The 15,133-nt window shown below is 68.8% G+C and carries 10 protein-coding genes; 7 read left to right on the top strand and 3 right to left on the bottom strand.

Going from position 1 to position 15,133, the window contains the following annotated elements:
* Positions 1–29 precede the first annotated feature (29 nt).
* The gene (locus tag HTA01S_RS18015) at positions 30–506 is read left to right on the top strand and encodes an FKBP-type peptidyl-prolyl cis-trans isomerase (RefSeq protein WP_068174112.1); all 477 of its coding nucleotides are present in this window, start codon (positions 30–32) and stop codon (positions 504–506) included.
* 29 nt (positions 507–535) lie between these two features.
* Positions 536–2,350 (top strand): chorismate-binding protein, encoded by a 1,815-nt coding sequence (locus tag HTA01S_RS18010; protein WP_084236232.1) that lies wholly within the window; start codon positions 536–538, stop codon positions 2,348–2,350.
* 1 nt (position 2,351) lies between these two features.
* Here the strand turns inward: HTA01S_RS18010 and cysE are convergent, their stop codons facing one another.
* Together cysE and HTA01S_RS18000 are read right to left on the bottom strand one after the other, a co-directional pair.
* Positions 2,352–3,125, bottom strand: coding sequence for a serine O-acetyltransferase (gene cysE / locus HTA01S_RS18005; protein ID WP_068174110.1), 774 nt, complete (start codon positions 3,123–3,125; stop codon positions 2,352–2,354).
* 40 nt (positions 3,126–3,165) lie between these two features.
* On the bottom strand, positions 3,166–3,942 hold the full coding sequence (locus tag HTA01S_RS18000; protein ID WP_068174109.1) for an RNA methyltransferase: 777 nt from the start codon (positions 3,940–3,942) through the stop codon (positions 3,166–3,168).
* A gap of 231 nt (positions 3,943–4,173) precedes the next feature.
* Between HTA01S_RS18000 and HTA01S_RS17995 the strand changes: the two genes are divergently transcribed.
* A complete protein-coding gene (locus HTA01S_RS17995; protein ID WP_068174108.1) occupies positions 4,174–5,106 on the top strand; it encodes an inositol monophosphatase family protein in 933 nt (310 codons plus the stop codon).
* 97 nt (positions 5,107–5,203) lie between these two features.
* Here HTA01S_RS17995 and HTA01S_RS17990 read toward each other — a convergent pair whose 3' ends face one another.
* Positions 5,204–8,404: a PAS domain-containing protein gene (locus HTA01S_RS17990; RefSeq protein WP_068174107.1), complete on the bottom strand. Its 3,201-nt coding sequence runs from the start codon at positions 8,402–8,404 to the stop codon at positions 5,204–5,206.
* 244 nt (positions 8,405–8,648) lie between these two features.
* On the opposite strand from HTA01S_RS17990, the gene mutS reads away from it, so the two are divergent.
* The 4 genes from mutS (at position 8,649) to HTA01S_RS17970 (ending at position 15,125) form a co-directional block, all read left to right on the top strand.
* Positions 8,649–11,249 (top strand): DNA mismatch repair protein MutS, encoded by a 2,601-nt coding sequence (gene mutS / locus HTA01S_RS17985; protein ID WP_068174106.1) that lies wholly within the window; start codon positions 8,649–8,651, stop codon positions 11,247–11,249.
* Positions 11,246–12,073: a proteasome-type protease gene (locus tag HTA01S_RS17980; RefSeq protein ID WP_068174105.1), complete on the top strand. Its 828-nt coding sequence runs from the start codon at positions 11,246–11,248 to the stop codon at positions 12,071–12,073. The genes mutS and HTA01S_RS17980 overlap by 4 nt, the downstream gene beginning before the upstream one ends.
* A gap of 127 nt (positions 12,074–12,200) precedes the next feature.
* Positions 12,201–13,040 (top strand): alpha/beta fold hydrolase, encoded by an 840-nt coding sequence (locus HTA01S_RS17975; RefSeq protein WP_068174104.1) that lies wholly within the window; start codon positions 12,201–12,203, stop codon positions 13,038–13,040.
* A gap of 153 nt (positions 13,041–13,193) precedes the next feature.
* A complete protein-coding gene (locus HTA01S_RS17970) occupies positions 13,194–15,125 on the top strand; it encodes a PAS domain S-box protein (protein WP_084236228.1) in 1,932 nt (643 codons plus the stop codon).
* The last annotated feature ends 8 nt before the right edge of the window (positions 15,126–15,133 follow it).

The raw sequence follows: 15,133 nt of genomic DNA, 5'->3' as shown, positions 1-15,133 counted from the left end.
ACGACAAACACCTTCCCCCGGAGCCATTCATGAAAATCACCAAAGACACCATCGTCACCATCACCTTCCGCGCCACCGATGCGCAGGGCAAATTGCTGGAGGACGGCAGGGAGCCTCGGGCCTATTTGCACGGCGGCTACAACAACACCCTGCCCGGCATCGAGAAGGCGCTGGAAGGCCAGGAAAAGGGCTTTTCGGCCCAGTTGGTGCTGCAGCCTGAAGACGCCTTTGGCGCGCGCGATGAAAGCCTGGTGCACAGCATTCCCAAGAGCGAGTTCCCGCCCGGTGTGAAGGTGGGTGGCCAGCTGCAGGGCACCGACGACCAGGGCCGTGAGCAGGTCTTCACCGTCAAGAAAATCAAGGGTGACACGGTGCACCTGGACGGCAACCATCCGCTGGCCGGGCAGGTGCTGCGCTTTGCGGTGAAGGTGGTGGACGTGCAGGCCGCGTCGGCCGAAGAAGTCGCCCACGGCCACGCGCATGGCGCGCACGGCCATCACCACTGAGCGTCGCCAGACCGGCCCTTTCCCCCACCTTGCGCGCCGTCATCGATTTTCCGGACACGGCCCCGCAGGCGGTGTCGGGGGGCCGCTTGCGGGCCAGCTTCGACCAGCCCATTGAGGTCGTTGAGACCTGGTCCCTGGCCGATGTCATCGAAGCCGTGGAGCGGGTCCAGGCCCATGCGGAGGCGGGCCGCTGGTGCGTGGGCGGTCTGGCCTACGAGGCCGCGCCGGCCTTCGATGCCTCGCTGCCCGTCCAGGCGCCCGATCCCCGCTGGCCGCTGGTCTGGTTCGGCGTGTACGAGGCCCCGCTGACCACACCCCTCCCTTGGTCGGACCGGCCCCGCGCGGCGCACTGGACCCTGCCCGAATCGCGCGCGCACTACCTGGCCCAGGTGGAGCGCGCCCAGCAGGCCATGGCCGCGGGCGACTGCTACCAGATCAACCTGACCACGGCCCTGGCAGGCACGCTCACCGGCGAACCCTCGGCCTGGATGCAGGCCCTGCGCGCGCGGCAACCCGAGGGTTACCTGCTGTGGCTGGACGGCGCCCACCGGCATGTCCTGAGCGCTTCACCCGAGCTGTTTTTCGACTGGCAACCCGATGCGCAAGGTGGCCGCCTGCAGTGCCGCCCCATGAAGGGCACCGCGGGCCGGGAGGGCGACCCCGTCCTGGACGCGGCGGCCCGCGAGCGCCTGCTGGCCAGCGCCAAGGAACGCGCCGAAAACGTCATGATCGTGGACCTGCTGCGCAACGACCTGAACCGGATCGCGCGGCCGGGCTCGGTGCGGGTGAACCGGCTGATGGAGGCGGAGGCATGGCCTTCGGTCTGGCAGATGACCTCCAGCCTCTCGGCCCAGGCCCGTGGGGGCACCACGCTCACCGACGTGTTCCGCGCCCTCTTCCCCTGCGGCAGCATCACCGGCGCCCCCAAGCGGCAGGCCATGCGCTGGATCACCCGTCTGGAATCCGGCGCCCGCGGCTTCTACTGCGGCGCGCTGGGCGTGGTCCGCCCTGGTGGGCATGCCACCTTCAACGTGCCAATCCGCACCCTGACGCTGCACCACGACCCGGTCACGCCCTCGGCATGGTTGGCCCGCTACGGCGTGGGCAGCGGGCTGACCGTCTACGCCGACCCGGCCTCCGAATGGGATGAACTGATGACCAAGAGCCACCTCCTGCACCGGGTGAGCGAACCCTTCTCGCTGCTGGAAACCCTGCGCCTGGAAGACGGCGAGTACTGGTTGCTGGAACGCCACCTGCAGCGCCTGCAGGACAGCGCCCGCCACTTCGGTTACCCCTGTGATCCGTCCGTGCTGCGTGAGCGCCTTTCACGACAGGCCGAGGGACATACCAAGGGCCTGTGGCGCGTGCGATTGACCCTGGACGCCCAGGGCGCGATCGAGGTGCAGGCCTTCCCCATGGCCGACACGGCGCAGCCGGTGCGTGTGGCGCTGGCGCCCGCACCCCTGCCCACGGGCGGTGAGCTGCAGGAGTTCATCCGGTACAAGACCACACGGCGCGCGCACTACGAGGCACTGGCCCCCATCGACCCGGCGGTGTTCGACCACCTGCTGGTCAACGAGCGCGGCGAGATCACCGAGTTCACCCGGGGCAACGTGGCGCTTCGGCTCGACGGCGTGTGGCTCACGCCCGCGCTCTCCAGCGGACTGCTGGCGGGCACCTACCGAGCCGCGTTGCTGACCGAAGGACGCCTGGGCGAGGCGGTGCTCACCACCGGGGATCTGGCACGGGCGCAGGGCCTGGCGTTCTTCAACGGCCTCAGGGGCTGGCTGGAGGCGGAGTTGTTGCCGGGTGCGGACGCGCCACCGGAGGCGGCCAGCACGTGATTCACTTACCGACCAGCTGATTCAGCTTCTCGGCCTCGAAACATTCGCTGCGGGCCGCATCCGAGGGCACGCAGTCGCCGCTGGCCTTGTTGGCCGAGAGCTTCTCGATCGCCTGCCACAGCAGCGCGATCTGGTGTTCCTGCCCGGCGGCGCTGTCGATCAGGCCGCGCATGGCCTGCGACAGCGGATCGTCTTCCTGCGTGATGCCGTAGGCCTGGAACTTCGGGTGGGCGTCGGTCACGTCGGCACTCTCGCCCTGCTTGCTTGGGATGATGCGCGCCGGGATGCCGACCGCCGTGGCGCCCGCAGGCACGGGCTTGATGACCACGGCGTTGCTGCCGATCTTGGCGCCGTCGCCCACTTCGAAACCGCCCAGCACTTTCGCGCCAGCGCTCACCACCACGTCCTTGCCCAACGTCGGGTGCCGCTTGGCACCTTTGTAGAGCGAGGTGCCGCCCAGCGTCACGCCCTGGTAAATGGTGCAGCCGTCGCCGATCTCGGCGGTTTCGCCCACCACCGTGCCCATGGCGTGATCGAAGAACACACGTTCACCCAGCACGGCGCCGGGGTGGATCTCGATGCCGGTCAGCCAGCGCGCGATGTGCGAGGTGAAACGTCCCAGCCACTTGAACCCGTGCGTCCAGCACCAGTGGGCCGGCCGGTGCAGCCAGACGGCGTGCAGGCCGGGGTAACAGGTGACGACTTCCCAGGTGCTGCGCGCCGCGGGGTCGCGGTCAAGGATGCACTGGATGTCGGAACGGATGCGGGCAAACATGGAACGGACCGGTTGTGTTTTCTGTATCGGGTCGGCCAGTCTAGCGCTTTGCCTGCGCCGCGACCTGCAGCATGGCCTTGGCAACACCGCGCAGGATGTGGATTTCCTCCTCGGTCGGCGCAGCGCGGTTGAAAAGCTGGTTCAGGCGCGGCATGAGCTTCTTGGGCGCCTCGGGGTCGAGGAAATCCACCGCCACCAGCGCCTGCTCCAGATGCCGCAGCATGCCGGCGAGCGCCTTCGCGTCGGCCGGCGCCCGCTGCGGCGTGGTGGCCGGCAGCGCATAACCACCCAGCGCCTGGCGCCAGTCGTAGGCGATCAGCTGCACCGCCGCAGCCAGGTTGAGCGAACCGAACTGCGGATCGGTGGGGATGGAAAGGCAGGTGTGGCAGCGGTACACGTCTTCGTTGCGCATGCCGAAGCGTTCCGAACCGAACAGGAAGGCCACGCCCTGCGGCGCGGTGCTGGACGGAGCATCACCGGGCTGGCCCGCCGGCGCGGGAGCGCCCTGGCCCAGCAGCGTGGCGAAATGTTCGCGCGGGTGCCGCGTGGGCGGGCCGAAGTCGCGCGGGGTCATGGCGGTGGCGCACAGGTGGTCCATGCCGTCCAGCGCTTCGTCGAGCGTGTCCACGATGCGTGCCTTGTCCAGCACGTCGTTGGCGCCACTGGCGCGCTGGATAGTTTCCTCGCGCCGCAGCACGTTGGCCCAGCGCGGCGCCACCAGCACCAGGTCGTCAAAGCCCATGACTTTCATGGCACGGGCGGTGCCGCCCACATTGCCGGCGTGGCTGGTCTGGATCAGGATGAATCTTGTATGCATGAGGTACCCCCCGCGCCGCCGCGCGTCACCCCCCAGGGGCCACACCAGCAGCCCGGCAAAGCCGGTTCTGCGGTGTGCTTGTGAGTGGTGCGCGAGCGTCGAGCAGGGTTTTGGTGTGTTGAGCCGGTAAAATCCTGCGATTGTCGCCGCCCCACATCGCCTGGGGCCCAGCCGTCCCGCTCTTCCACTGTCACGCGAGCCGCCCCGCGGCCGCGCAAAGGTATACAACCCATGTCGTCCACACTCCACCCCATGCTCAACGTGGCCATCAAGGCCGCTCGCCTTGCCGGCACCATCATCAACCGTGCCGCGCTCGACGTGGAGTCGGTCCGGGTCTCCGCCAAGCAGACCAACGACTTCGTGACCGAAGTCGATCACGCGGCCGAAGCGGCGATCATCGACACCCTGCTCACCGCCTACCCCGACCACGCCATCTGGGCCGAAGAGTCGGGCCAGCGCCCGGGCAAACACGGCGGCGCAGACCATGTCTGGATCATCGACCCGCTGGACGGCACCACCAACTTCATCCACGGCTTCCCGGTCTACTGCGTGAGCATCGCGCTCATGGTCGGCAACAAGCTGGAACAGGCCGTGGTCTACGACCCGAGCCGCAACGACCTGTTCTGCGCCACGCGCGGACGCGGCGCCTACATGAACGACCGCCGCATCCGCGTGGCCAAGCGCATCGCCATGCGCGACTGCCTGCTGTCCACCGGTTTCCCGTTCCGTCCGGGCGATGCCTTCCAGACCTACATGCAGATGCTGGGCGACGTGATGCCCAAGTGCGCTGGCGTGCGCCGCCCGGGCTCGGCCGCGCTGGACCTGGCCTATGTGGCCGCCGGTTTCACCGACGGCTTCTTCGAGATGGGTCTCTCGCCCTGGGACGTGGCCGCGGGCGCGCTGCTGGTGACCGAAGCCGGTGGCCTGGTGGGCAACTTCACCGGCGAAGCCAACTTCCTGGAACAGAAGGAATGCCTGGCCGCCAATCCCAAGATCTACGGCCAGCTCGTCAGCACGATCGGCAAGTACAGCAAGTTCGCCAGCGCGGGCGACAAGGCCGCCCTGCGCCAGTCGCTGCCCGCATCGGCGGCACCCGTCGACAGCGCCGACACGCCGGCCAGCGACGACACCCCCCCGTCGGAACAACCCGCCGCGCCGTTCTGAACCTTTCATAGCGAAGGACAGCACCACCAGGCCGACCGGGTCGCCAGTGCGCCTTGAGGGGGTCGCGCGAAGCGCTGCGGGGGTGTTTCTTTTCCCTTCAGGCCGGCGGCAGGGTCCACCAGAAGGTGGCGCCGGCGTCGGGCGTGGACTCGGCCCAGATGCGCCCGCCGTGGCGCTCGATGATGCGCGCCACGATCGCCAGCCCCACCCCGGTGCCGGGCACGTCGGAGGCGGCATGCAGACGCTGGAACAGGCCAAACAGCTTCTGCGCGCGGGCCATGTCAAAGCCCATGCCGTTGTCGCGCAGGAAAAAGGCCTGCCGCACCTGGTCAAAACCGAGCACCAGTTCGGGCCGGGCCCGGTGGCGCGAGTACTTCAGGGCGTTGTCCATCAGGTTGATCAGCACCTGACGCAGTAGCACGGCGTCGCCCATCACCCCGGGCAGGGGCTGGCGCTCGATGCGGGCGTGCGGCACCCCCGGCCCCAGCGCGTCGGCCGCGCCCAGCGCCAGCAGGTTCATGTCCACCGGCTCGGGCTCCAGCTCCACCCGCACCACGCGCAGCAGCTCCAGCATGTCGGTGATCATCTGGCCCATGCTGCGCGAAGCGCGGGCGATGCGGCCGAACATCTCGCTGGCCAGCGGGCTCAGGCGCTCGCCCTCTTCCTCCGCGATCAGCGCGGCAAAACCATTGACCGAGCGCAGCGGCGCGCGCAGGTCGTGGGCGATGGAATAGGAGATGGCCTCCATGTCTTTCATGGAGCGCTCCAGTTCGGCGGTGCGCTCGGCCACGCGCCGCTCCAGGCTGGCGTTGAGGGCGCGCACCTCCTCCTGCGCGGCCACGCGCTCGTGGATGTCCAGGTGGGTGCCCGACATGTACAGGGCCCGCCCCTGCGGATCGCGCCGGTGCACCCGGCCGCGGTCGTTGATCCAGATCCAGCGGCCCTCCTTGTGCCGCATGCGGATGTCGCACTCGTAGAAGGGGATCTCCCCCCGCCAATGCCGGTGCAGCACCTCCTGCGCGCGCTCCAGGTCCTGCGGCTGCACCAGCCGGCGCCAGGTGTCGAAGGTGACGGGCTGCAGCTCTTCGACGGTGTACCCCAGCATCTCGGCCCAGCGGGCGTTGATCTTCATGTCCCAGGTCTCGAGACTGGTTTCCCAGATGCCCGGGCGCGTGCCCTCCAGCACCCACTCCAGGCGCTGGCGTTCCTCGCGCAGGGCCTCCTGGCCCCGGAAATAGGAGGTGACGTCGGTGTAGGTCCGCACCATGCCGCCGTCGCTCAGCAGGCGCGTGAACACCTCCAGCGCGCGGCCGTCGCGGGTCTTGCGCACATAGGTCTCGGGCGGCTGGGCGTCGGGAAAGCGGGCGACGGTGCGGCGCGTGACCAGGTCCAGCAGCTCCAGGTTGTCGCCGAAGTCGCCACGCTCGGTCTGGAACCGCACCACCTCCCGGTGTGTCGGCTGGCCCGCCAGCAGCGCTTCCGGCAGGTCCAGCAGCTCCAGCATGCGCTGGTTGTAGAAGCGCACGCGCCCCGCGCTGTCCACCATGGTCAGGCCCTGGCTCATGCTGTCGAAGGTGAGCTGCAGCGCCGCGCTCTTTTCGGCCAGCAAGGCGCTGGTGGCCTCGAACTGCAGCCGTGCGCGCTGGCGCTCGGCGTGCGCGCGCCATGCCAGCACCAGCTGGCGCACCGTGCCCAGCAGGGGCTGCAGGAACTCGACGTCGGACTCGCTGTAACCGCCCGGCTGGTTGGCCAGCCCCACCATGGCCACCAGCCGGCCCCCCACAGCCAGGGGAATGCCCAGGAAGGCCGACATGTCCGGATGGCCCGACGGACGGCCCCCCGCCCGCGGGTCGTTCAGCGGGTCGTTGGAAATGACGGTCTCGCCGGTGGTCAGGGCGTGACCGAACAGGGTGGCGAGGTTGTGGAACTCCAGACCGGCCTCGGACTGCTCGTCGTACAGGCGCCGGGTCTGCTCGTCCCAGGCGATGTTGGTTATGGCATGGGTCTTGAGGTAGGGCTGGTCGTGCGGGTCGTACAGCACCTCGCCCACGAAACCATATTCGCTGCCGGTGACAGCCAGCAACGAGGCCAGCAGACCTTCGAACGCCTGGCGCTTGTCTCGGGTCTCGATGAACAGCGCCTGGGCCTGGCGCACGGCGTCGAGCAGGCGGTGCTGCCGCTCCAGCGCCTGGGCCGCCAGCCGCGACTCGGTGACGTCGAAGGTGAACCCGTGCCAGAGCACCGAGCCGTCGGCCTCGCGCTGCGGCACCGCCTCCGCGCTGTACCAGCGCAGCCCTGCGCGGGGCAACTGGATGCGGTAGACCTGCCGCCACAGCGTGAGATCACGCGCCGAGGCGTCCAGGGACGAGACCATCTGGGGAAGGTCGTCCGGGTGCACCCGCGCGTAGAAGAGCCGGGCGTCGCGCGCGAGCTCGCTGGCATCCAGCTCCACCATCTCGCGCACCGCGTCGTTCACGTACGGAATCGTGCTGCGGCCGTCGGGGTGGCGGCGTATCTGGTAGACCAAGCCCGGCACCCGGGCCGCGATGTTCTGGATGAAGCGCAACTGGCCCGCCAGCGCCTGGGTGGCCTCGCGCTCGGCCGTGATGTCCTGGACCACACCGAAGTCGGTCTGCGGATTGCCGGCCACCGCGGTCTGGCTGATGCGGGTGCGCAACCAGCGCTGCTGGCCGTCGGGCCGCTGCCAGCGGTATTCCAGTTCGCGCCCGTCCTTGGCCTCGCGCGCGCGCTGCCAGGCCGGCAAGTCGTCGGGGTGGATGCCGGAGCGGCCCATGCGGCGGCTCATCACGGGAGTTGGGTCCAGGCCGGCGATCGCGAACAGCCCGGGTGACCAGAGCACGTCCTGGTCGCTGCGGGCGTTGGTCCAGTGACCCACGCGCGCGAGCTTTTCGATCGCGCCGTGCAGTTCCACCTGTTGCTGCAGCTCCAGGTGGGCTTGCTGCAAGGCCTGCTCGGCCTCGAACTCCTTGGTCACGTCGGACAGGTACACCAGCAACAGGGGCTCGGGCTGCACCGACAGCAACGAAGTGTGCAGCCGGACCTGCCGCCGCTCGCCATTGTTGTGCAGCATGGCGATCGAGACGACCGAGGGCAGTGGCGCCCGCAGGTAGTGCGCCCTCGCGGCCTCGTCGGGCCAGTGCCCCAGTTCCACCGTGGTGCGCCCGATGGCCTGCTCGCGGGACAAGCCGGTCAGGGCCACCCAGGCGTCGTTGACGGCGAGCAGGCGCCCGTCAGACACCCGGCTTAGGCTGCCCGCCAGAGGCGCGTTCAGAAACATCGCCTCGTACGGCAGCTCCGTCGGCCATGGGCCCGGCCCCGATGGGGTTTGACCGGTTTCGGATGGGGCGGCGGGCTCTGGGACGGCGTTGACCATGCGTGCGGACGGGAGCGGCGGGTGGAGGTGGGAAGATTGTGAGGCAAAGCCCATCAAGGGGGAAAACCCGAACTGCTACAGTCTTGGGCCGACCCGAAACCGCCCCCACGAGCTCGCCTTGAACGCCCCGCTGGACAAACACACCCCCATGATGCAGCAGTACCTCGGCCTCAAGGCCGGGTACCCGAACACGCTGCTGTTCTACCGCATGGGCGACTTCTACGAGCTGTTTTTCGCCGACGCGGAAAAAGCCGCCCGCCTGCTCGACATCACGCTCACGCAGCGCGGCCAGTCGGCCGGCGAGCCGGTGGTGATGGCCGGCGTGCCCTTCCATTCGGTGGACAACTACCTCGCCCGCCTCATCAAGCTCGGTGAATCGGCCGCCATCTGCGAGCAGGTGGGCGACGTGGCCACCGCCAAAGGGCCGGTGGAGCGCAAGGTGGTGCGCGTGGTCACGCCCGGCACGCTGACCGACAGCGAGTTGCTGTCCGACAAGACCGAGGCCGTGCTCATGGCCGTGCATCCGGGCGCGCGCACCGGCGTCGGCCTGGCCTGGATGTCGGTCACGCAGGGCATCGTGTTCCTGGCCCAGTGCGCCAGCGACGAACTGGCCGACTGGATCGCGCGCATCGCGCCGGGCGAATTGCTCTACAGCGCTGAGGTGACGCCTGCGTTTGAAAAGAACGTGCAGGCGCTCGCGGCCCAGCCGCTGGCCAATGGCCAGCGCACGGTGGCCGTGTTGCGCCCGGCCTGGGCGTTTGACGGCGCCCTGGGCGAACGCAAGCTGCTCGAACAACTGGGCGCGGCCAGCCTCGCCGCCTGGGACGCGCAGGGCCTCACCGACGCCCACGCCGCCGCCGCCGCCCTGCTCGACTACGCCGAACACACGCAGGGCCGCGCGCTCAGCCACGTCAAGAGCCTGCGCGTGGCGCGCAGCGACGAGCTGATCGACCTGCCCATCACCACGCGGCGCAACCTCGAACTCACCCACACCCTGCGCGGCGAGACCAGCCCCACGCTGTTCTCCCTGCTCGACGTCTGCCAGACCGGCATGGGCAGCCGCGCGCTGCGCAGCTGGCTGCTGGAGCCCAAACGCGAGCGCTCAGAGGCGCGCGCGCGGCTCGACGCGATCACCCTGCTGCGCAACGGTTTTGCCAGCAGCTTGCGCAGCGCGCTCAAGGGCGCGAGCGACGTGGAGCGCATCACCGCGCGCACCGCGCTGCGCCAGGTGCGCCCGCGCGAACTGGTCGGCCTGGGCCAGACGCTGGGCCGCGCGCAACAACTCGCCCAGGCCTTGCAACACGGCCTGCCCGAAGCGGGCCCGGCCCTGCTGCAACAGATCGCGGCCGACCTGACGCCGCCGGCCGGCTGCGCCGATCTGCTGCGGGCCGCGCTGCTGCCCGAGCCGGCCGCGCTGGTGCGCGATGGTGGCGTGATCAACGATGGCTTCGACGCCGATCTGGACGAGCTGCGCGGCATCCAGACCAACTGCGACGGCTTCCTGATCGACCTGGAAACGCGCGAACGCGCCCGCACCGGCATCGCCAACCTGCGGGTGCAGTTCAACAAGGTGCACGGCTTCTACATCGAGGTCACGCAGGGCCAGATCGACAAGGTGCCCGACGACTACCGCCGCCGCCAGACGCTGAAGAACGCCGAGCGCTTCATCACGCCCGAACTCAAGGCCTTCGAAGACAAGGCGCTGAGCGCGCAGGAGCGCGCGCTGGCGCGCGAGAAGTGGCTCTACGAACACCTGCTCGACGAGTTGCAGGCGCACATCGACCCGCTCACCCGCCTGGCCCGCGCGCTCGCCGCGCTCGACGCGCTGTGCGCGCTGGCCGAACGTTCGCTCACGCTCCACTGGAGCGCGCCCCAGTTCGTGGCCGAGCCCTGCATCGAGATCCGCGGCGGGCGCCATCCGGTGGTGGAAGCGCGCCTGAACGAAACCAGCGGCGGCAGCTTCATCGCCAACGACACGGTCATGGGCCCGAAGCAGCGCATGCAGGTGATCACCGGCCCCAACATGGGCGGCAAGAGCACCTACATGCGCCAGGTCGCGGTGATCGTGCTGCTCGCCAGCATGGGCAGCTACGTGCCGGCCCAGGCCTGCCGGCTCGGCCCCATCGACGCCATCCACACCCGCATCGGCGCGGCCGACGACCTGGCCAACGCGCAATCGACCTTCATGGTCGAGATGACCGAAGCCGCGCAGATATTGAATGCTGCGACACCACAGAGTCTGGTGCTGATGGACGAGATCGGCCGCGGCACCTCCACCTTCGACGGTCTGGCGCTGGCCGGCGGCATCGCCGCCCATCTGCACGACAAGGCCCGGGCCTTCACCTTGTTCGCCACCCACTATTTCGAGCTCACCGAGTTCCCGGCCGGCCACCACGCGGCGGTGAACGTGCACGTGAGCGCGGTCGAAGGCGGCGGCAAGAGTGGCATCGTGTTCCTGCACCAGATCGAACCCGGCCCGGCCAGCCGCAGCTACGGCATACAAGTTGCAAGGCTCGCCGGCGTGCCGGCGGCGGTGGTGCAGCACGCGCGCCACGCCCTGGCCGCGCTGGAGAACCACAGCGAGCAAAGCCGCAGCCAGGTCGACCTGTTTGCCCCACCACCGCCGAGCGCGGAGCCCGAAGCCCACCCCTTGCAGACCGCGCTGCAAGGCATCGACCCCGATGCGCTGTCCCCGCGCGAAGCGCTGGAACAGCTCTACGTCCTCAAGAAACTGGCTGAAACATCATGACCTACTGTGTCGCCGTCAAACTCAACGCCGGGCTGGTGTTCCTCTCCGACTCGCGCACCAACGCGGGTCTGGACCAGATCAGCACCTTCCGCAAGATGATCGTCTACGAGAAGCCGGGCGAGCGCTTCATGTGCCTGCTCTCCGCCGGCAACCTGAGCATTTCGCAATCGGTGCGCGAGATCCTGCAGGTGGAACAGGTGAAGGACGTCGATGGCGGTGAGCCCATCACCATCTGGAACGCCAAGAGCATGTTCGACGCCGCGCGCGTGCTGGGCTCGGCGGTGCGCCACGTGTACGAACGCGACGGTGAATCGCTCAAGCGCGCCGGCGTGGAATTCAACGTCTCCATGATCTTCGGCGGCCAGATCCAGGGCGAGGGCATGCGCCTGTTCCAGGTCTATTCGGCCGGCAATTTCATCGAGGCCACGGCCGAGACCCCGTTCTTCCAGATCGGCGAGTCCAAATACGGCAAGCCGGTGCTCGACCGCGTGATCACACCCGACACCCCGCTCAACGAAGCCGCCAAGTGCGTGCTCGTGTCCATGGATTCCACGCTCAAGTCCAACCTCTCGGTGGGCCTGCCGCTGGACCTGGCGGTGTACGAGGTCGACCAGTTGCAGAGCGACAAGATCACCTGCATCGACGACAACAACCCCTACTTCCGCATGGTGCACAACACCTGGGGCCAGAAGCTGCGCGAGGTGTTCGACAGCATCGAACACCCGACCTGGGACGGCGCCCACACCGAAGTGCCGCTGCTGTGCAGCGGCCCGCGCAACCAGCCGCTGAAAAAGATCGGGAACGCCAAAGAGAAACTCATCTAACCCCCGCGCCGCCTTCGGCGTCACCCCCTTCCAGGGGGCGACACTGGCCGTCCGGCAAAGCCGGCCCGGCGGTGTCCTTGGTCTGTCCCGTCGCGCCAGCGCGATCCTTCCTGAACACCCTCCCTGCATGTCTCTGATCATTTTTTCCCACGCCAACGGCTTCCCGGCCAGCACCTACGGCGTGTTGTTCCGGTCGCTGCGAGCGCGGGGGTTTTCGGTGCGGGCGCTGGAGAAGTTCGGCCACGAGCCGCCGTACCCTGTCACCAGCAACTGGCCGCATCTGGTACAGCAGCTGGCCGACTTCGCGGCCCCGGAAATCGAGGCACATGGCCAAGGGGCCTGGCTGGTCGGCCACTCCATGGGGGGATTCATCAGCCTGATGTGCGCGGCACGCCACCCACAGCTGGGGGGCCACCGTGTCAAGGGCGTGCTGCTGCTCGACTCGCCGGTGCTCGGCGGCTGGCGCGCCCGCACGGTGGAACTGGTCAAACGCACCCAGCTCGTGGGCTCGATCTCGCCGGGCAAGATCAGCCGCAAGCGCCGCGACAGCTGGCCCGACGCCGACAGCGCCTGGGAACACTTCGCCCACAAGAAGGCCTTTGCGCGCTGGGAACCGCAGGTGCTGCGCGACTACATCGCCCACGGCACGCACGAAGCGGGCGACGGCCCCGCCGGCCAGCGGGTGCTGAGCTTCCGACGCGAGGTTGAAACCGCGATCTACAACACCCTGCCCCACAACCTGGACCGCCTGCTGCGCCGCCACCCCCTGCAGTGCCCGGTCGGGTTCATCGGCGGCACGGAGTCGCTGGAGATGAAACAGGTGGGCATGAGCATGACGCACCGGCTGGTGGGCCGGGACCACCCCGAGCGCCTGCTCATGGTGGAAGGCAGCCACCTGTTCCCCATGGAAAAACCCCAGGAAACGGCCGCGGCCATCGAACGCGCGCTGCGCGGCCTGTCGCGCTGAGCGGCTGAGCGACCACGGGTGCCCGCACATGGGCGCCGAGAGTGTGAAATACGTGGGGATTGCGGCGCCTGTTCGACCGACAGATCGGGGGCTTCCTCCGGTATAACGAACGGCAGCGGTCACCTGACCCAGCCCGGACACCGCCCAAACCCCATGCCCTACACCGCCCCTCCGTCGAGCCCGCTCCATAGCCTCTGGCGGCAGATCGTGGGTTGGCAGCCCGACCGCCACAGCGCCTGGAGTCGCTATGCCATGGCCGTGGCGCTCACGCTGGCGGCCACCTGGCTGCGCCTGACCCTGGCGCCGGCCGAGTCGGGCGGGCGTTTCATCACCCTGTCCCTGGCCGCGGCCCTCTCGGCGCTGTACGGCGGGTTCCGGGCCGGCATGCTCAGCACCGTGCTGGGCATGGTGCTGGTCAACTTCTTCCTGGTCAAACCCTATGGCTCGCTGGCGTTTGACGACCTGCGCGAAGCGTTCTGGCTGAACCTGTGGCACTTCATCACCGAGCTGGTGGTGGTGGGCGCCATCGCGCTCATGCAGCGGCAGAACCGCCTGTGGCGCGAGGCCGGGGAGGCCGTGCGGCGCAGCACCCGGCAACTGGAAGACACCTTCGAACACAGCGCCACCGGCATGACCCACACCCGGCTGGACGGAAGCTGGATCCGGGTCAACCAGACCTACTGCGATCTGATCGGTTACACCCGGCAGGAAATCGAGACCATGAGCTTCCGGGATTTCACCCATCCCGACGACCTGGGACTGGACCTGAGCCTGCAGGCGCGCACCCTGGCGGGCGAGATCGACCACTACAGCATCGAGAAGCGCTACATCCACAAGCAGGGGCACACCGTCTGGGTGCACCTGTCGCTGTCCCTGGTGCGCACGCCCGCGGGAGAGCCCGACTACCTGATCGCGGTGGTGCAGGACGTGAGCGACCGCAAGGCCATCGAGGTGGCCTTGCGCACCAGTGAACGGTTGTTGCACCAGGCGCAGAACATGGCGCGTCTGGCGCCCTGGCAAGCCGACCTGGTCACGGGGCGCTTCACCACCCTGTCGGGAGCCCCCGGGTTTCTCGACCTGCCCTTCACCGACTACGGTGCCGCCGACCTGCTGGCCATCATCCACCCCGAGGACCGCCCGCTGGTGCAGCGGCAATGGCCGCTGGCGGTCAAGGGCGAGGTGGCCTACAACGTCGAATACCGGGTGTTGATCGGCGGTCAGGAACGCTGGCACACGGTGCAGGCCGAGTTTGAACGCGACGCGCAGGGCCGGGCCGTGCGCGCGCTGGGCGTGACGCAGGACGTGACCGAGCGCAAACGGACCGAGCTCGAAGTCCAGCGCCTCAACGCCACGCTGGAGCAGCGCATCCAGCTGCGCACCCAGGCCCTGCGGGGCGCCTACGACGAACTGGAGAGCTACTCCTACGCGGTGGCGCACGACCTGCGCTCACCGCTGCGCATCATCAACGGCTTTGCCCAGGCCCTGCAGGAAGACAACCCGGCGCTGGACGCCGCCAGCCGCACCCACCTGCAGCGCATCATGGCCGCCAGCAAGAAGATGGGCGAGCTGATCGACGGCCTGCTCAAGCTCTCGCAGTTCGCCCGTGGCGAGGTACGGCGCGAACCGGTCAACCTCAGCGCGATGGCCACGCACCTGTTCGAAGAACTGGCCACCGAGCATCCGCAGCGCGCGATGGCCTGGTCGGTCGAACCCGGGCTGCAGGCCCTGGCCGACCCGGCCCTGGTGGAGGCCCTGATGCAGAACCTGCTGCACAACGCCTGGAAATACACCGCCACCACGGCACAACCCGCCATCCGCGTGTACGCCCGGGTGCTGGACGGCCAGACGCACTACTGCATCAGCGACAACGGCGCGGGTTTCGACATGGCACGCTCCGACAAACTGTTTCAACCGTTTCAGCGGCTGCACATGCCAAACGAGTTCGCCGGGCTCGGCATCGGCCTGGCCACCTCGCGGCGCATCGTGCAGCGCCACGGCGGCACCTTGCAGGCCTGGGGCACTCCGGGCGAAGGCGCCACCTTCTGCTTCACCCTGCCCGCCGCCACCGACGCCCCGGGCGGGTAAGAGGCCCT

Origin of the sequence: Hydrogenophaga taeniospiralis CCUG 15921, assembly GCF_001592305.1 — a bacterium.
GTDB lineage: Bacteria > Pseudomonadota > Gammaproteobacteria > Burkholderiales > Burkholderiaceae_C > Hydrogenophaga > Hydrogenophaga taeniospiralis.
This window is presented reverse-complemented; position numbering and strand designations above follow the sequence as displayed.